Genomic DNA, 17,503 nt, shown 5'->3' on the forward strand with positions numbered 1-17,503 from the left:
CCACCGAGAGGCTCCTCCTCGCCCCACGTCCCGGCCCCACGAACGACCTGCCGGTCCATCCTGAAGGGACACGCCCGGACCGGGGACGCCCCCTCCTCGGACGGTCCCTCGACCGACGACACGAGAACCGGCGGGCCGTCTCCCACACCCCGGAGTGCCTCGAAGAACCCACCACGGAGAGGCTCTCCCTCTCTCCGAGGCCCGGAGCGTACGGGGACCGTGTCCCCCACGACGCGCGCCGGGAGACCATCGGTCACCGCCCCATCACCCGTCCGCGAGCACGACCGAGGAAAGAACACCGTCGGGAGACCCCGTCCGACCTCCCCACCCCGGAGAGGCCCTCTCCGTCACCGGGGCGCGGGCCCACGAACGGTCACCCGGCCCTTCCTCGTCCTCGGGAGGGCGGTGAGGCCGCCCTTCACTCTCGGGAAGGGCTCGACGCCGCCACCGAGAGGCTCGCCTTCGCCCCGACCCGTGCCACGCCCGGGGACCACACCGTCGGAAACCTCCCCCCGTTTCAAGGTCCGAAGCCCTCCACCTGGGAGAGGCCCCGCACCTCATCGCCCTCCGAGCCCCGCGAGAAGGGCGGGCCCGTACCCTCTCCAGAGGGGGTCTCCACCGGGGAGGCCGATCCGGCCGAGGGGCGTCCTCCCTCCCCCGAGAGCGCGGAACCCCGACGAAGGGGGCGCCGGCCTGAGGATTCCCGTCGTGATCCGGCGGAGGAGACCGGGACTCGACTCTCCGAGGAGCTCATCTCCCCCTCGGCCGACCGGCCCCCGGACGTCTCTCCCGACCGCTCTCTCCCGGGGTACACCGAACTCCTCCCCGACGAGCCCGGCTCCCTCCTGGATCGGCTGACCCGCGGCCGGTTCGGCGAACTCGCTCCCCCGCGCCGCTCGGTGACGGTGTTACTGGTGCTGGGCGCGGTGGCGGTGGTGATCGCCTTCCTGACATTGCGCGAAACCCCTCGGGAGGTACCCGAACTCGAACCGGTCTCCCAGACCTCGGCGGAGGAGCTCGAAGCGGTCCCCGAGGGCGGATCCCCCTCCACCGCACCGGAGCCGGAGGGCGAGGTGGTGGTGCACGTCGGCGGCGAGGTGGCCGAACCCGGGCTGTACACCATGCCGGCGGGCTCCCGGGTGGCCGACGCCGTGGAGGAGGCCGGAGGAGCACGGGCCGACACCGACCTGGACCTGCTCAACCTGGCCCGTCCCCTGGCGGACGGGGAGCGGATCCTGGTGGGGGTCGAGGAGGAGCACACCGTCGACGGGGCCTCCGGCGAGGCGGGAGGTCCGATCGACATCAACCGGGCCGGAGAGACGGAGCTGCGGACCCTGCCGGGGATCGGTGAGAAACGGGCCCGGCAGATCCTCGCCCACCGCGAGGCCCTCGGCGGATCCTTCGGCTCGGTCGACGACCTGCTCGGGGTGGAGGGCATCGCGGAACGGACCCTGGAGAACCTGCGCCCCCACGTGACGGCGGGGTGAGCCGCCGTGACGACCTGGTTGGGGACCGACGGTCACGGACTCGACCGGCCGCCCGACCTCCGGTTGTTCGCCCCGGCCGCGGGTGCGTGGGCGGCCGCCCTGGCCGCGTTGGCCGTCCCCGCGTGGTGGGCCTGGGCCGGCGCGGGGACGGCCGCTCTCCTGGCCGCCGCCCTGTTCCTGTGGGGACGTCCTCCCTCGGTCTTCGGGCGGACGGTGGAGTCCCTGGCCCTGGCCGGAGCCGCGACCCTGGTCTGCGCGGCGACGGTGGCGGCGGTGGCCGGGTTCCACACGCACCGCACGGCGATGAGCGCGGCCTCGGAGGCGGCCGACCGGGGCGGGGAAAGGGCGTTCGGCGCGGTCGTGACGGTCGACCCGCGTTCTCGTGCGGGGATGCCCCGCCCCGGGCGCGCGGAGTGGGTGGTCCGGGCCCGCACCCTGTGGGTGGACGCGGAGAGCGGGATCCGCACCTCGGAGGTACCGGTGGTGGTGTTGGCCTCCGGTGAGGCGTGGGGCGACCTGTTGCCGGGGCAGACCTTCACCGCCCGGGGCGCCTTCCTCTCCGTCGAGGACGACCCGCTCACCGCCGCGCTGGTCTCGGTCCGGGGCCCTCCGGAGGAGGTGGGCGAGCCCGGCCGCGCACAGGTCTTCGCGGCCGAGGTGCGGGCCGGTCTGCGCGAGGCCGCCGAGGTCCTGCCCTCTCCCGAGAACGGGCTGCTGCCCGCTTTGATCGTCGGTGACGTGTCGCGGTTGCCGGAGGAGACCGCCGAGGACTTCCGAGCCACCGGCATGACCCACCTGCTCACGGTCTCGGGCGCCAATCTGGCGATCCTGACCGGGTTCGTCCTGGCCGTGGCCCGCTGGTCCCGGGCCCCGACCTGGTGTTCGGTGGCGGGCGGAGCTCTGATGATCTGGCTGTTCGTCCTGGTGTGCCGGCCCGAGCCGAGCGTGGTGCGGGCGGCGTTCATGGGCTCCCTGGGGCTGTTGGCGTTGGCGACCGGAAGACCCGGGGCCGGGCTGGGCGCGCTGAGCGCCACGGTGGTGGGGGTGCTCTTCGTGGCCCCCGGGCTGGCCGCCTCCTACGGGTTCGCGCTGTCGGTCCTGGCCACCGCGGGCATCCTGCTGCTGGTCCCCTCGTGGACCCGGGCCTGGTCCCCGCCTCTGTCGCGGCCGGTGGCCGAGGCGGCGGCGATCGCGGTGGCCGCGCACGTGGCGGTCGCTCCGGTCCTGGTCCTGCTGTCCGGCGAGGTGTCCTGGGTGGCGGTTCCGGCCAATCTCCTGGCGGCCCCGGTGGTCGCGGGTGTGACCGTGGCGGGGGCCGCGGTGACGGTGGTGGCCTCGTTGTGGCCGGAGGCCGCCGCCGTCCTGGTGCACCTGCCGGGCCTGGGGGTGTCCTGGATCGCTCTGGTGGCGGAGACGGGCGCCCGGGTACCCCACGGTGCCCTGTCCTGGCGTTCGGACGTGACGGGAGCCGTGCTGTCGGCCCTGCTCATCACGGCGTTCGTGGTGCTTCGGGGCGGGGTTCGTCGTGTGTTCGCCGCGGTGGTGGCGGCGGTACTGGTCCTGGGCGTGGCGGCCCGGTGCGTACCGGGCGGCTGGCCTCCTCCGGGGTGGGTCCTGGTCGCCTGCGACGTGGGGCAGGGCGACGCGTTCGTGGTCTCCACCGGCCCTGGGAGCGCGATGGTGTTCGATACGGGTGACGATCCGGATCTGGTGAACGGGTGTCTGGAGCGGCTGGGGGTGCGCGAGATCCCCCTGTTGGTACTCAGCCACGACCACGCCGACCACGTGGACGGCACCCCCGGGGTACTGCGACATCGTCGAGTGCTCTCGGCACTGGCCCCCGAGGGGTTCGAGGGCTCCTCCGTCGGCCGTCTGCTGATGGCCGAGGGGGTGGAGATCGGGGCCGCCGTACGCGGGGAGACCTATCGGGTGGACGGGTGGACGCTGCGGGTGCTGTGGCCCCCGAGGGGGCACCTGGGGACGGTGAACGACGGGTCCGTTGTGGTCCGGGCGGACGGCACCCACCTGTCGGCGTTGTTCACCGGGGACATCGAGGAGCCGGCCCAGAGCGCGTTGACGCGCGGTCCCGATCGCGACCTGTTGGCGGTGACGGTGTTGACCACTCCGCACCACGGGTCGAACACACAGGAGCCCGACTTCATCGCGGCGGTCGGCGCCGAGGTGGCGTTGACCTCCGTCGGCAGGGACAACGGCTACGGCCACCCGACCCCGTTCGCCCTGGGGTTGTTGGCGAGGACCGCTCGAGTGAGCGCCCGCACCGACCTCGACGGCGACGTGGCCGTGCTGGACTCACCGGTGCGGGTGGTCGCGCGCGGTCCCGCCCCCGAGGGGTGAACCGCACCGGCCGGTCGGTGGGTCGTGGCATGCTCGTTGTATGCCTGCACCCGCCCTCATCACGCTCATCGTCGGCGACGAGGAACTGCTCGTCGACCGGGCCGTGGCCGCCGTCGTCGCCTCGGCCCGGGAGGTCGACCCCGAGGTGGACGTCCACGACCTCGTGCCCGCCCAGGTGGGCCTGTCCACCCTGGTGGAGGTCACCTCCCCGTCGCTGTTCGGCGACCGCCGGGTGGTCGTCCTGCGTTCCTCCCAGGACCTGACCAAGGACCTGGCCGCGACCGTCGTCGACTACCTCTCCTCCCCCGCCGACGACGTGAACCTGGTGTTGACCCACGCGGGCGGCGCCAAGGGCAAGGCCCTGCTCCAGGCCGCGACGAAGGCGGGGGCGCACAGGGTGGACTGCAAGGGCCCCACCAAGGGTCCCGAGCGGGTGGCGTTCGTCAAGGGCGAGTTCTCCGCCGCGGGCCGGCAGATCACCGGCGACGCGGCCCAGGCCCTGGTGGACGCGGTGGGCACCGAACTACGCGAGATCGCGGCGGCCTGCACCCAGTTGATCGCCGACACCGAGGGACGTGTGGACGCGACCGCGGTGGCCCGATACCACTCGGGTAAGGCGGAGGCCTCGGGGTTCACCGTGGCCGACCGGACCGTGGAGGGCCGGCTCCCCGAGGCCCTGGAACAGCTCCGCTGGTCGTTGGCGGTGGGCACCGCCCCGGTCCTGATCAACAGCGCCCTGGCCGGCGCGGTACGCGGGATCGCGGTGGCGGCGCAACCGCCCCGGGGGATGAGCGAGGCGGACCTGGCCAAGCGGGCCAAGGTGCCGCCGTGGAAGATGCGCGGTCTGCGTCAGCAGGCGCGGGGTTGGAACGTCCGGGGGGTCACCCGGGCGATGGCGGTGGTGGCCGAGACCGACGCGCTCATCAAGGGCGGCGGCCGTGACCCCGAGTACGCGTTGGAGCGCGCGGTCATCGAGATCGCCCGGGCGCGCGGCATCCGCTGAGCCCGCCGGTCCCGGAGCGGTCAGCGGATGGTCCGTCCGCCCTGCCAGACGCGCAGGGTGCTCAACCCCATGGACCAGGCGAAGGCCCCTTCGTGGTCGGCGTCCCACTGGACGAGATCGGCGAGACGCCCGGGGGCGATGAGTCCCCGGTCGTCGAGCCCCAAGGCGTGCGCGCCGCCCACCGTGGCGGCGTTGAGCGCCTCCTGGACGGTCATCTCGAACATGGCGACGGCCAGGGAGATCACCAGGGGCATGGACGTGGTGCCGGCCTGCCCCGGGTTGTGGTCGGTGCCCAGACCCACCGGGACTCCGTGGTCGAGCAGGGAGCGCACCGGCGGGGTGCGCCGTTCGTGCAGGGCCGTGGTGGGGCAGGCCACGACCGGGGTACGGGTGGCGGCCAGGGCCAGCAGGTCCTCGTCGTCGGCCTCGTGGAGCAGGTCGACGGAGTCGCATCCGAGCTCGGCGGCCATGCGGACGGCTCCGTGGCGCGGACGTGAGCAGGCGTGCAGAGTGGTGCGCAGCCCCACCGACCGGCCCACGCTCAGCAGCATGTGGGCGTCCTCGGTGGTGAACTGTTGGTTGTCGCAGTAGATGTCCACCCCGTCGGCGCCGACCATGGCGGCGTCGCCGAGCCAGGAGGCCACGGTGCTCACGTACTCCTGGGGGCGGCCGAAGAACTCCGGGGGCACCCCGTGCGCGGGGAAGAAGGTGACGTGCAGGCGCGGCATCCCGGGTTCCTCCTCCAGGGAGCGCAGCAGTCGCACGTCGGCGAGTTCGCCGTCCCGGGTGAGGTGGTAGCCGGTCTTGGCCTCCACGGTGGTGCTGCCGGACAGCACCCAGTGGCGCAGGCGTTCGCGTACCGCGTTGCACAGGGTCCAGGGGTCGGTCCCGCGGGTGATGGTGACGGTGGTGGACACCCCTCCGCCCGCCGCGAAGATGTCGGCTCGGGTGGCGCCCTTGGCCCACATGTTGACCTCGGCGTAGCGGTCGCCCGCGTAGACCGGGTGACAGTGGGCGTCGACCAGGCCCGGTGTGACGAGCCCGCCGCCGATATTGACGATCTCGTCGACCTCGGTGAGGTCCTCCATCACCCCGGGGATGCGCTGGGGGAGGTCGGCCGCCGGTCCGACCCAGGCGATCCTGTCGTCATCGATGAGGACGGCCGCGTGGGTGATCAGCTCATGGCCCGTCCAGAGACGGCCGATGTTGGTGAGGAGTACTGCCGGCATGGGGTGGTCCGCCCTCGCCGGTCAGTTCCGGCCGAGAGCGCACGGAACGGGGGCGTGGGGTACGCGGGCGGGCATGGCGACCTCGATATCTGGATGCGGTTCCGGCAGGGCCGTGGACGGCTCGGGGCCGACTCGCGGTGCCGTGACGGTGGGGGTTCGACCGTCGGGGGACGGCGACCTCTGCCGGCCGGTGATCCAAAACCGTAGTCCATCCGTCGACATCGTGTACACCTCCCCGGTGGGAGGAATGCGAGCGATACCGACCGAAACTCGCAGGATCGTGAAGTGATGAAGGCCACCCGGACCGTGGGCGGCGCGTACGTCGTCCACGCCGCCGCCCCGGGCGGTGTCTCCCCCACAGAACGAAGGCCGGGGCCTCCCCTTTCAGGGAGACCCCGGCCTCGGTCCGTTCGTCCGGAGCGGATCAGACGCGGGTGAGCGCGTACTCCTCCAGCCTGGCGGCCAGCGGAGCGGGGACGAAGGCGTGCAGCTCGGTGCCCTCTCCGGTGTGCTCCTCGCCGATGATCCGGCCCTCCTCGTGAGCCCTGGCGATGAGGTCGCCGCGCGAGTACGGCACGAGCGCGCGTACCTCTTGGGCGATCTCGGGCAGGGCCTCGGCCAGGGCCGTCACCAGTTCGGGGATCCCCTCTCCGGTGCGCGCCGAGACCTCGACCAGGTCGGGGTGGCGGGTGCGCAGGGTCTTGAGGGTGTCCGGGTCGGCGGCGTCGACCTTGTTGACCACGATGAGCTCGCGGACGTCGCCGGCGTCGATGTCGGCGAACACCTCGCGGACCGCGCTGAGCTGCTGCTCGGGGTCGGGGTGGGACCCGTCGACCACGTGCAGGATCAGGTCTGCGTCGGAGACCTCCTCCAGGGTGGAGCGGAAGGCCTCCACCAGCTGGTGCGGCAGGTGACGGACGAACCCGACGGTGTCGCTCAGGGTGAACCCTCGACCGTCGGGGGTGCGTGCCTGTCGCACCGTCGGGTCCAGGGTGGCGAACAGGGCGTTCTCCACCAGGACCCCGGCTCCGGTGAGCCGGTTGAGCAGGCTCGACTTGCCGGCGTTGGTGTACCCGGCCAGGGCGACCGAGGGCACCTGACGGGTGCGTCGGACGTCGCGCTTGACGTCGCGGGCGGTGCGCATGTGGGAGAGCTGACGGCGCAGCTTGGCGATCTTGTCGTTGATGCGCCTGCGGTCGGTCTCGATCTTGGTCTCACCGGGGCCGCGCAGACCCACACCGCCGTTGCCGCCGCCTCCGGCGCCACCGGCCTGCCGGGACAGGGTGTGGCCCCAGCCTCGGAGTCGGGGCAGCAGGTAGCTGAGCTGGGCGAGTTCGACCTGGGCCTTGCCCTCGCTGCTGCGCGCGTGCTGGGCGAAGATGTCCAGGATGAGCGCGGTGCGGTCGATGACCTTGACCTTGACCACGTCCTCCAGCTGGATCAGCTGGCCCGGTGTGAGCTCACCGTCGCAGATGACGGTGTCGGCGCCGGTGGCCGCGACGGCGTCGCGGAGTTCGGCGGCCTTGCCCTTACCGATGTAGGTGGCGGGGTCCGGCTTGGCGCGGCGCTGGGTGAGGCCTTCGAGGACGAGCGCGCCGGCGGTCTCGGCCAGGGCCGCGAGCTCGGTGAGCGAGTTGTCGGCGTCGGCCTGCGTGCCGCGGGTCCAGACTCCGATCAGGACCACACGCTCCAGACGCAGGGAGCGGTTCTCCACCTCGGTGACGTCGGTGAGTTCGGTGGACAGCCCTTGGACGCGGCGCAGGGCGTGGCGCTCGGCCAGCTCCATCTCGCCCCGGTCAGGGGTGCTCTCGGGGTGTTCACGGCGGTCGCCGTCGGTACCCGGGGCCTCGTGGAACGCGTGGTCGGTACGGTCTCCGTCCTCGACGGTGACCGCCTCACGGAACGCGTCCTCACCGGGCCCTTCGTGGGCCTGACGGTCGCTTCCGTGGATATCGGCAGTATTCATATCCCTCCAGGTGGGTCAACGCGGCCATCGTCGGGTTTCTTCCCGTTCGCCCATGGGCGGGGTGGTGGGCGCGCGGGCCCGTGCCGTCCCCTTTGCGGGTGGGGCGCGTGTCCGCGGAGGCGCCCATGACTCGATGGTGGCACCTTGTTCGGGTGAAGGCACGTGAATTATCGCAGGTGGTGTGACACAAGCCACCACCCTCTACAACCGGGATGGCCTACCGAAGTCCGAGCGAAGCCAAAGAAGTCCGATATTTCATGCAGAAGTTTGACGAATCTTCCCACATCGAAAACATCGCACGTCATGGGTACCGCGAGTGACATTGACCGCTTGACGTCAAGATAGTAGTTTCACTTCCACATACCAGAAGCTTGTTTCGTATTGCGGAAGGTTTTCCATGGGTGCCACGCACGGGGTCGAGATCACGGGCCCCCTCAACGACCGGTTCGACGAGATCCTCACCGACGACGCCCTCGCGTTCATCGCCGAACTGCACCGCGCTTTCGAGTCCCGCCGCCAGGAGCTGCTGGCCGCGCGTAAGACCCGCGAGGCTCAGATCGCGGCCGGGGAGGACCTCGACTTCCTCCCCGAGACCAAGCACATTCGCGAGGACGACGGCTGGAAGGTCGCTCCGCCCGCCCCGGGCATCACGGACCGCCGTGTGGAGATCACCGGCCCGACCGACCGCAAGATGACCATCAACGCGCTCAACTCCGGCGCGAAGGTGTGGCTGGCCGACTTCGAGGACGCCAACACCCCGCTGTGGGAGAACATGATCCAGGGGCAGCTCAACCTGCGCGACGCCCTGGACCGCGCCATCGACTTCACCTCCCCCCAGGGCAAGACCTACGCCCTCAAGGAGGACTCCGAGCTCGCCACGATCGTCGTGCGCCCGCGCGGCTGGCACCTGGACGAGAAGCACATCCTCGTCGACGGTCGGCGGACCAGCGGCGGCATCGTCGACTTCGCGCTGTACTTCTTCCACAGCGCCAAGCGTCAGATCGCCAAGGGCAAGGGCCCGTACTTCTACCTGCCGAAGATGCAGAGCCACCTCGAGGCCCGTCTCTGGAACGACATCTTCGTCCTGGCCCAGGAGCGTCTGGAGATCCCCCGCGGCACCATCCGCGCCACCTGCCTGATCGAGACCATCCCGGCCGCGTTCGAGATGGAGGAGATCCTCTACGAGCTGCGCGAGCACTCCGCCGGCCTCAACGCCGGTCGCTGGGACTACCTCTTCAGCATCATCAAGACGCACCGCACCCGCGGCCGCAAGTTCCTGCTGCCCGAGCGCAACGCCGTCACCATGACCGCCCCGATGATGCGCGCCTACACCGAGCTGCTGGTCAAGACCTGCCACAAGCGCGGCGCCCACGCCATCGGCGGTATGGCCGCCTTCATCCCCTCCCGCCGGGACGAGGAGGTCAACCGGAACGCCTTCGCCAAGGTCCGTGACGACAAGTCCCGCGAGTCCGGCGACGGCTTCGACGGCTCCTGGGTCGCGCACCCCGACCTGGTCCCGATCGCCCGTGAGATCTTCGACGGCGTCCTGGGCGACAGGCCCAACCAGATCGACAAGCAGCGCCCCGAGGTCGAGGTGACCGCCGCCGACCTGCTCGCCGTCGACAAGACCCCCGGCGGGATCACCCTCGCCGGCCTGCGCGGCAACATCAACGTCGCCCTGCAGTACCTGGCCGTGTGGATGGGCGGCAACGGCGCGGTGGCCATCCACAACCTCATGGAGGACGCCGCCACCGCCGAGATCTCCCGCTCCCAGATCTGGCAGTGGCTGCACAACGACGTCACCCTCGACGACGGCCCCAAGGTCACCGTCGAGCTGGTCAAGCAGACCATCGAGGAGGAGCTGGCCGCCATCAAGGCCTCGCTGGGCGACGCCTACGACGAGGACCTGTACAAGCAGGCCAAGGAGCTGTTCACCGAGGTCGCCCTGGACGACGACTACGTCGACTTCCTGACGCTGCCGGCCTACGAGCGCATGCCGTAGGTCCTCTCACGGGGAGACGGAGGCCTTCATCGCCCGAGGCCCTCGGCCCTCCCCGTGAGCGGTTGACCGCTCCCACAGCGCCCCTCGCTCCGGCGGGGGGCGCTTTCGCGTCTTCCGCGACACGGAAGGACGCTCCGACCCTTGAAAACGACGACTCCACGGTCGTACGGTCCCCTTGCGAGGTCGCAGTCGAAGGACACCCCCTGTCCGTCCTTCGATCGAACCCGGGAGGCGCCCATGGCCACGACCGCACCCACGACGAGTTCGACGGCCTTGGCCGACCTCGTCCCCCGGCTGCGGGAGATCTGCGGTGAGGACGGCGTCCTCACCGACCTCTCCCGGCGCCGGGTCTACGAGAGCGACGGACTCACCTACCACCGCGCCACACCGGGGGTGGTGGTCCTGCCGACCACGACCGGCCAGGTCGCCGCGGTCGTCTCCCTGTGCGCCGAGCACGGCGTCCCCTACGTCCCCCGCGGCGCGGGCACCGGCCTGTCGGCGGGAGCGCTCCCCCATGCCGAGGGCGTCCTCCTCGTCACCTCCCGCATGCGTCGGATCGTGGAGATCGACCTGGAGAACGAGTGCGCCGTGGTCGAGCCCGGAGTGGTCAACCTCGACATCACCCGCGCGGTGGCCCCGCACGGCTACTACTACGCGCCCGACCCCTCCAGTCAGCAGGTCTGTTCGGTGGGGGGCAACGTCGCGGAGAACTCCGGCGGGGCGCACTGCCTCAAGTACGGGTTCACCGCCGGCCACGTGCGCGGGCTGGAGATCGTCACCCCTTCGGGCGAGGTCGTGGAGTTGGGCGGCAAGGCGACCGGGGCGCACGGTTACGACCTGATCGGCGCGTTCATCGGTTCCGAGGGGACCCTGGGCGTGGCCACCCGGATCACGGTCTCCCTGACCCGTTCACCCGAGCGCACCGTGACCCTGCTGTCGGCCTTCACCTCGATGGACGCCGGCGGGGAGGCGGTGGGCGCGATCATCGCGGCCGGGGTCCTGCCCTCGGCGATCGAGATGATGGACGCTCTGGCCATCGAGGCGGCCGAGGCCGCGGTGGCCTGCGACTACCCGGCCGGCGCCGCCGCGGTGCTGGTGGTGGAGCTGGACGGCCCGGCCTCGGAGGTCGACACCCAGGTCGAACGGGTCGTCGCCCTGTGCGCGCGGAGCGGCGCCTTCGAGACGAGGACGGCGGACGGCCCCGAGGAGCGCGCCCTCATCTGGAAGGGACGTAAGTCCGCCTTCGCCGCCGTGGGGCGGATCAGCCCGGCCTACATCGTGCAGGACGGGGTGGTACCGCGCACCGCGTTGGGCGAGGTCCTGGGCCGGATCGCCGCGCTGTCCGCCGAGAGCGGCATCCGGGTGGCCAACGTCTTCCACGCCGGGGACGGGAACCTGCATCCGCTCGTCCTGTTCGACGACTCCGAACCGGGAGCCGGGGAACGGGCCGAGGAGGTGTCCGGGGCCATCCTCGACCTGTGCGTCGAGCACGGAGGGTCCATCACCGGCGAGCACGGTGTCGGCGTGGACAAGGCCTGCAAGATGCCGCGCATGTTCGGCGAGGCCGATCTGGAGACCTTCGAGCTGTTCCGGCGGGCGCTGAACCCGGCGGGGATCGCCAACCCGGGCAAGCTGCTGCCCACTCCGCGCCTGTGCGGGGAACGGCCGGGGGTGCGCACCGGCGTGCATCCGTTGGTGGAGTCGGGGGAGGCGGAACAGTTCTGAGCGATCGATCCGGGGTGGAAGAGGCGGGAAGGACGAGCGTGGACGATCCGGACGTGAAGGACGTCTCCCTGAGAGAGGGCACCGACGAGGACGCCATGTGCGGGGTCGTTCCCGCGAGGGTGGCCCGCCCCGAGAACGTCGGAGCCCTGGCCGACCTGCTGGCGGCCGCGCGGGAGTCGGGGCTCACCGTCGCCGCGCGGGGCGGCGGCACGGCGATGGACTGGGGGACGGCGCCCCGTTCCCTGGACCTTCTGGTGGACACCTCGGGGCTGTCCTGGATCGACCACAACGCCGGCGACCTGGTGGTGGAGGTCGGCGCGGGAACGCCGGTCGCCGATCTGGAGCGTGTCCTGGCCGAGGCCGGTCAGCGGCTCTCCTACGATCCGGTGCGTTCGGGAGGCACCGTGGGAGGCGCCCTGGCCACCGGACTGAGCGGTCCCGGGCGGCTGCTCGCCGGGGCGTTGCGCGACCTGGTGATCGGGATGACCGTGGTGCGCGCCGACGGGGTGGTCGCCCGGAGCGGCGGCCGGGTGGTCAAGAACGTGGCCGGATACGACCTGGCCAAACTGCACACCGGTGGCTACGGGACCCTGGGGATCATCGTCTCGGCGACCTTCCGGCTGCATCCGAGGCCACCGGCGGTCCGTCTGGTGAGCGCCCCGGCCCCCTCCCCCGAGGCGGTGGAGCGGGCGGCGGCCGCCCTGCGCGCGAGCACGGTGGTGCCCTCGGCCGTGGAGTCGATACACCCTCTGGCGGGACCACCACGTCTGTACGTGCTTCTGGAGGGCACCGAGGAGGGGACGACGGAACGCGCGGACGTGACCGCGCGGGCCCTGGGCGGCACTGGGGTGGAGGTGGCCGAGGCGACGCCTCCCGGTTGGGGACTCGTACCGGACGAGGGCTGTCTGATCCGTGTCCTGGCACCTCCCGCGGAGCTGCCCGGGCTCGTCCACGATCTGGTGGCGGCGGCCGATCGCCTCGGGGGCCGGGTCGGGGCGACCGCTTCGCTCCCCGCCGGGACCCTGTACCTGTACACCGCTCCGGGGGCCTCCGCCGAGGCGGTCTCCTCGCTCTTGGAGAGGGCCCGCTCCGGCTCCGGGAGGTCCGCGACCCTCCTGCGCGCCGAACCCCACGTACGCGACGCCGACGTCGATGTCTGGGGCGAGGTTCCGGGACTGGCCCTCATGCGCGCGATCAAGGACTCCCTGGACCCCGACCACCGTCTGTCCCCCGGCCGTTTCGCGGGCGGGATCTGAGCCATGGACCACACGCCCCGTACCCCCTCGGAGGACTCCGTGACCGATCGACCGGACGAGAGCACGATCGCCCCCGGCCCCGAACGGTCCTTCGGCGACCTGCTCGGGGACTGTGTCCACTGCGGTTTCTGTCTGCCGACCTGCCCCACCGACGTCCTGTGGGGGCAGGAGATGGACTCGCCCCGCGGTCGTATCCACCTCATGGGACAGATGCACGAGGACGACGTGCTCACCGAGACCGCGGTCGGGCACTTCGACAACTGTCTGGGTTGTCTGGCGTGTGTGTCCGCCTGTCCCTCGGGGGTGGCGTACGACGCCCTGATCGAGCACACACGTCATCGGGTGGAGACCGAGTACGAGCGGCCTCGCGGGGAGCGCCTCCTGCGCGAGGCGGTGTTCTCCCTCTTCCCGCATCGGGGGCGCCTACGGGCGCTGCGCGGACCGTTGCGCGCCTACCAGGCCACCGGGGTCTCCTCCCTGGTGCGCCGTTCGGGCCTGTTGGACCGTCTCTCGCCCGGTCTGGCCGCCATGGAGCGGGTCGCTCCGAGGCTGTCCTCTCCCCCGCCGCCGCTGCCCGAGCTCGTGCCCGCCGTGGGCGAGCGCCGTGCGCGTGTGGGCATGCTGGTGGGTTGTGTCCAGGGAGCGTTCTTCCCCGAGGTCAACACCGCGACCGCCCGGGTCCTGGCTCTGGAGGGGTGCGAGGTGGTGATCCCGCGCTCTCAAGGCTGCTGTGGCTCCCTCTCCTCGCACTCCGGCCGTCTGGAGGAGGCGGTGGACTTCGCCAAGGGGCTCATCGAGGTGTTCGAGGCGCGCCAGGTGGAGCGGATCGTGGTCAACTCCGCCGGTTGCGGCTCCGGCATGAAGCACTTCGACCGGACCATGGCGGAGGCCGGTGAGAGCCGGGCCTGGGTGGATCGTGCCCGCGCGGTGTCGGAGAGGGTGGTGGATCTGGCCGAGTTCCTCGTGGATCTGGGCCCCCGCGCGGAGCGTCACCCCCTTCCGGTCCATGTGGCCTACCACGACGCCTGCCATCTCTCCCATGGCCAGGGCGTCACCGCCCAGCCCCGTGAGCTGCTTCGCGGGATCCCGGGGCTGACCGTGTCCGACCTGCCGAACCGGGAGGTCTGTTGTGGTTCGGCAGGTGTGTACAACCTGCTCCGTCCGGAGGCAGCGAACGCCTTGGGCGACCGGAAGGGCGAGGACGTGGCCTCGACCGGGGCGCGGGTCCTGGTGTCGGGGAACCCCGGCTGCTCCTTGCAGATCGCGGCGGCGATGGAGCGCGCCGGAAGGCCGGTGGTGGTGACCCATACCGCCCGTGTCCTGGACGCCTCCCTGCGCGGTCTGGGCGTGGAAGGGCTGCTCGGTTCCGGGTGATACCCGTGTGACGGAATACCCTTAACGAGATTCAACGAGAAACATCAATGTCGGGAGAAGAATCCCGACATGGGCGTACCGATAGCTTGGTACATATGTATCTCGTAGCCACATTCGGCCTTATGCATTTGCAGACATCTTGAGCTGCACGAACGACACACCGGGTCACCTCATGCATACGCGAGGAAAACTCGAACAAATCCATAAATGATCTCACCATCCCCCTCTCCACCTGCGGATATTCATTCGACTCGACCGCGTACACCCCGATCCGACTCGATTGACTCCAGAGAAAAGGGAGGCATAATTATTTTCAGGGCGACCGAAGGACCGTCCTGAATCCCCCACAGAAGGAAACCATGAGCAGAACGAAGAGAGCGATCGTCACCTTACTGGTCGCGGCGGGCATCGGCGTGGGAAGCGCGGGTGTCGCCTCGGCGGCCGTCGAATACGTGGGAGGTGGCGTCTGGGATCACGGCATCGTCTCCGACCGTGTCTACTCGAACTACCTCCACGACAGCAGGTGCCACGGTTCCACCGCCGTGGGAATTCGCACCGTCCGGTCCGCGAACACCGGAGCCGGCCTGTGGTCACGGGCGAGCGTCCAAAAGGCGAACACCAACAACCAGACGTACTGGCGTAATACCTGTGGCTGACCGAACAGGAGAATCCCCCATGAGACTCACCGAGTACCTCTTCGTGACCACACTGCTGACCGCGGGGATCGCCGCCGGTTCCGCCTCCGCCGCGAACGCGAGCAGCCCCGTCTGGAATTACGGCGTCACCGGCGCCGGGTTGTCGGGAACCAGCTACTCGCACTACTACCACCCCACCGCGTGCCATGGCGCCACCGCCGTGGGCCGCACGACCGTGCGCACCCCCGACGTCAGGGCCGGTGCCTGGGCCCGCGCCGACGCGCCCAGGGCGATCGCCAACAACCAGGCCTACCGCCGCACCTGCTGACCCCCATGATCCGGCCCGCCGGCGCCGAGCACCGGCGGGCCTTCGACAGGACCCCCCGTGCCCGACCGAACACTCACCTTCGCCTACACGGCCTGTGCCGTGTTCGCCGTGGTCATCGCCTTCCTCCTGGCCACGACCGCCGAACGCACCCTCTTCGTGCTCGAGGACTCCCCCGTCGTGTGGATCACCGAGAACGACGGGAGCCACGACACCGACGAGGTGGCCGCCACCGTCCAGCGTGTGGCCGACGAACACGACGCCGCGATCGGTTACGCCATCGCGGACGTCCGAGAGCCGACGACCAGGATCCACCTGTACCTGGCCGTGTCCGACCCCGACTCCCGCCACGCGGCCTGGTCCGAGGAGGGATATCCGACCTTCGGCCGCGGGTTCACCATCGACACCCACCCCATCGCCGACTTCGGCGATGTCGGCCCCAACGGCCACTACCTCGTCCTGGACGCGCCCGAGGCGGAAGAGGCCCTGCGGACCGAACTGGCCGCGCTCGGGCTCCATGAGGCTCCGGGTACACAGGCCGTCCGGATGTGGCACTACTTCACCGGCGGCCACCTGTTCCATCTTCTGATGGTCGCCCTGCTCGGGACGGTGACGGCGGCGGGCGCCGGCGTACTGCTCGGCTCCCGCGACTACGGGGTCATGCGTCTCCAAGGGCGCTCGTACCCATCGATCCTGGGCCACGACCTGCTCAGGACGGCCCGATCGACGGCCGTGGCTCTCGCGGTGATCGTCCTCGGCACACTCGTGTTCCTGGGCTGGTACAACGAATGGAACCAACTGGGGTTCTACTCCCGGACGGCCCTCCTCTTCCTCGGCGCTCTCACCGTTCCCTGCCTGCTGGTGCACGCGGCGACCCTGGCACTGGTGCACACCACGCGCATCCTGCCATCGCTCAAGGGGCGGCTCCCCCTGAAGGCGACGACCACGGCGATCTACCTGGTCAGAGCGCCCTCTCTCGTCCTGGCCCTGATCATCCTCGGGGGCGTGGCCTCCTATTCCCAGAACGTCCGCGACCTGGAGACGGCGCTGGAACTGCACGAGGAACAGGGCGAGACCTCCTTCCCATCGCTCAGCGCGAACTACGGCTGGGCCGACGATGAGGCCGTCGACGAGGAACTCGGCCCTTGGCTGCGCGAGGTCGACGCCTCGGGGGACATGGTGTTGGCCGTACACGGATATCCACTGCTGTCGACGCCCTACGATCCGCGGCCGTCCGGCGCGGCGTCTCCGGAACCTCCACTGCTCATCGTCAACGACACCTATCTGGCCGAACAGGAGGTGCTCTCGCCCACCGGTGAACCGTACGGCCCCGATGAGGACGTTCGCGTCCTGGTCCCCGAGAGCGCCACCCTCGACACCGAGGAGCTGGTCGAAGCGGTCCGGAGCCAGTGGGTCGAGACCTCGGACGCCTCCGACGTCGCCCTCGAGATCGAGGTGTTGCCGGCCGCCGCCGAGCAGACCCTGTTCACCTACTCGGCCAAGCGTTCCGACGCTCCACGGCCCTACCTGCCCCTGCTGTACGAGCCGGTCATGGTCGTCCTGCCCAACGGCGGTGTGCTCTCCGACGGCGCCTATGTCTCTCACATGACCCGGGGGTCCACGATCTTCCCCGACCCGGAGGTCGTGACGGAGTACCGGGACCGCGTCCCCGAGGCCTCGCGCTACCTGGCCATGGTGGAGACGCTCTCCACGAGCGCGCGGGACGAGCTCGCTCGTCATCTGATCGTGCTGCGCGGTGAGCTGTTCAACCTGGTGGGGGTCGCGGTGGTCCTCCTTCTCACCGGTATGGCGGCGTGCGTCGTCCACGTGCGCACGCGGGCCCAGGAGATCTTCGTCCGGCACATCAGCGGATGGACCTTCCTCGCGACCCACCGACGCCTACTGCTCGTCGAGGGCGCCCTCGCCCTGGGTTTCCCGGGCTGGGCCACGTGGGACACGCTCCGTCGACTCGCGGTCACCTCCGACCCCATGTACGGCGGTCCTCTGGAGGCCGCTCCCAGTGGGGCCGAGCCGTTCTACGCCCTGGGGATCGCGTTGGTCTGCCTGTCGGCCACCATCGCGGCACTGGCCCTCTTCCACCGTCGCATCGTCCGTGAAGGCGCCTCCCAGGCCTGAGGCCCGAAGA

General features: G+C 70.8%; 12 protein-coding genes. 10 read left to right on the forward strand and 2 right to left on the reverse strand.

From position 1 onward, the window contains the following. Nucleotides 1-899 precede the first annotated feature (899 nt). The 3 genes from TR33_RS27085 to holA are packed head-to-tail and all read left to right on the forward strand — an operon-like array spanning nt 900 to nt 4,845. Nucleotides 900-1,487 carry a ComEA family DNA-binding protein gene (locus TR33_RS27085; protein ID WP_234305727.1) on the forward strand — a complete coding sequence of 196 codons (588 nt, stop codon included), beginning with the start codon at nt 900-902 and terminating at the stop codon, nt 1,485-1,487. A 6-nt stretch (nt 1,488-1,493) separates the two neighbouring features. After that, nucleotides 1,494-3,842, forward strand: coding sequence for a ComEC/Rec2 family competence protein (locus TR33_RS02695; RefSeq protein WP_042281146.1), 2,349 nt, complete (start codon nt 1,494-1,496; stop codon nt 3,840-3,842). A 40-nt stretch (nt 3,843-3,882) separates the two neighbouring features. After that, complete coding sequence (holA, locus tag TR33_RS02700) at nt 3,883-4,845, forward strand: DNA polymerase III subunit delta (protein ID WP_014909077.1); 963 nt, start codon at nt 3,883-3,885, stop codon at nt 4,843-4,845. Between the two features lie 20 nt (nt 4,846-4,865). Here the strand turns inward: holA and TR33_RS02705 are convergent, their stop codons facing one another. Both TR33_RS02705 and hflX read right to left on the reverse strand, forming a co-directional pair. After that, complete coding sequence (locus TR33_RS02705; RefSeq protein ID WP_014908523.1) at nt 4,866-6,074, reverse strand: amidohydrolase family protein; 1,209 nt, start codon at nt 6,072-6,074, stop codon at nt 4,866-4,868. A gap of 424 nt (nt 6,075-6,498) precedes the next feature. Then, nucleotides 6,499-8,040 (reverse strand): GTPase HflX, encoded by a 1,542-nt coding sequence (gene hflX / locus TR33_RS02710; protein ID WP_042281149.1) that lies wholly within the window; start codon nt 8,038-8,040, stop codon nt 6,499-6,501. Between the two features lie 397 nt (nt 8,041-8,437). Here hflX and aceB point away from each other — a divergent pair, with 397 nt between their 5' ends. The 7 genes from aceB to TR33_RS02745 all read left to right on the forward strand — a co-directional run bounded on the left by aceB (nt 8,438) and on the right by TR33_RS02745 (nt 17,493). After that, nucleotides 8,438-10,042: a malate synthase A gene (gene aceB / locus TR33_RS02715; protein WP_014909994.1), complete on the forward strand. Its 1,605-nt coding sequence runs from the start codon at nt 8,438-8,440 to the stop codon at nt 10,040-10,042. A gap of 237 nt (nt 10,043-10,279) precedes the next feature. After that, on the forward strand, nt 10,280-11,767 hold the full coding sequence (locus TR33_RS02720) for an FAD-linked oxidase C-terminal domain-containing protein (RefSeq protein WP_014909222.1): 1,488 nt from the start codon (nt 10,280-10,282) through the stop codon (nt 11,765-11,767). A 38-nt stretch (nt 11,768-11,805) separates the two neighbouring features. Next, nucleotides 11,806-13,023: an FAD-binding oxidoreductase gene (locus TR33_RS02725; RefSeq protein ID WP_042281153.1), complete on the forward strand. Its 1,218-nt coding sequence runs from the start codon at nt 11,806-11,808 to the stop codon at nt 13,021-13,023. A gap of 39 nt (nt 13,024-13,062) precedes the next feature. Next, nucleotides 13,063-14,397 carry a (Fe-S)-binding protein gene (locus TR33_RS02730; RefSeq protein ID WP_014912932.1) on the forward strand — a complete coding sequence of 445 codons (1,335 nt, stop codon included), beginning with the start codon at nt 13,063-13,065 and terminating at the stop codon, nt 14,395-14,397. A gap of 359 nt (nt 14,398-14,756) precedes the next feature. Beyond that, complete coding sequence (locus TR33_RS02735) at nt 14,757-15,053, forward strand: lactococcin 972 family bacteriocin (protein ID WP_014911983.1); 297 nt, start codon at nt 14,757-14,759, stop codon at nt 15,051-15,053. Nucleotides 15,054-15,072: 19 nt separating this feature from the next. Beyond that, entirely contained in the window at nt 15,073-15,360 is a 288-nt protein-coding gene (locus TR33_RS02740) for a lactococcin 972 family bacteriocin (RefSeq protein ID WP_017534198.1), read from the forward strand. A 57-nt stretch (nt 15,361-15,417) separates the two neighbouring features. Next, nucleotides 15,418-17,493 (forward strand): bacteriocin-associated integral membrane family protein, encoded by a 2,076-nt coding sequence (locus TR33_RS02745; protein WP_017534199.1) that lies wholly within the window; start codon nt 15,418-15,420, stop codon nt 17,491-17,493. Nucleotides 17,494-17,503: the final 10 nt, after the last annotated feature.

Source organism: Nocardiopsis alba, from assembly GCF_000710955.1.
GTDB lineage: Bacteria > Actinomycetota > Actinomycetes > Streptosporangiales > Streptosporangiaceae > Nocardiopsis > Nocardiopsis alba.

Excerpts from the sequence above, each read along its gene's own strand:
- TR33_RS02735 (WP_014911983.1), top strand. The coding sequence starts at position 14,757 with ATGAGCAGAACGAAGAGAGCGATCGTCACCTTACTGGTCGCGGCGGGC.
- TR33_RS02740 (WP_017534198.1), top strand. The coding sequence starts at position 15,073 with ATGAGACTCACCGAGTACCTCTTCGTGACCACACTGCTGACCGCGGGG.
- aceB (WP_014909994.1), top strand. The coding sequence starts at position 8,438 with ATGGGTGCCACGCACGGGGTCGAGATCACGGGCCCCCTCAACGACCGG.
- TR33_RS02720 (WP_014909222.1), top strand. The coding sequence starts at position 10,280 with ATGGCCACGACCGCACCCACGACGAGTTCGACGGCCTTGGCCGACCTC.
- TR33_RS02705 (WP_014908523.1), bottom strand. The coding sequence starts at position 6,074 with ATGCCGGCAGTACTCCTCACCAACATCGGCCGTCTCTGGACGGGCCAT.
- hflX (WP_042281149.1), bottom strand. The coding sequence starts at position 8,040 with ATGAATACTGCCGATATCCACGGAAGCGACCGTCAGGCCCACGAAGGG.
- holA (WP_014909077.1), top strand. The coding sequence starts at position 3,883 with ATGCCTGCACCCGCCCTCATCACGCTCATCGTCGGCGACGAGGAACTG.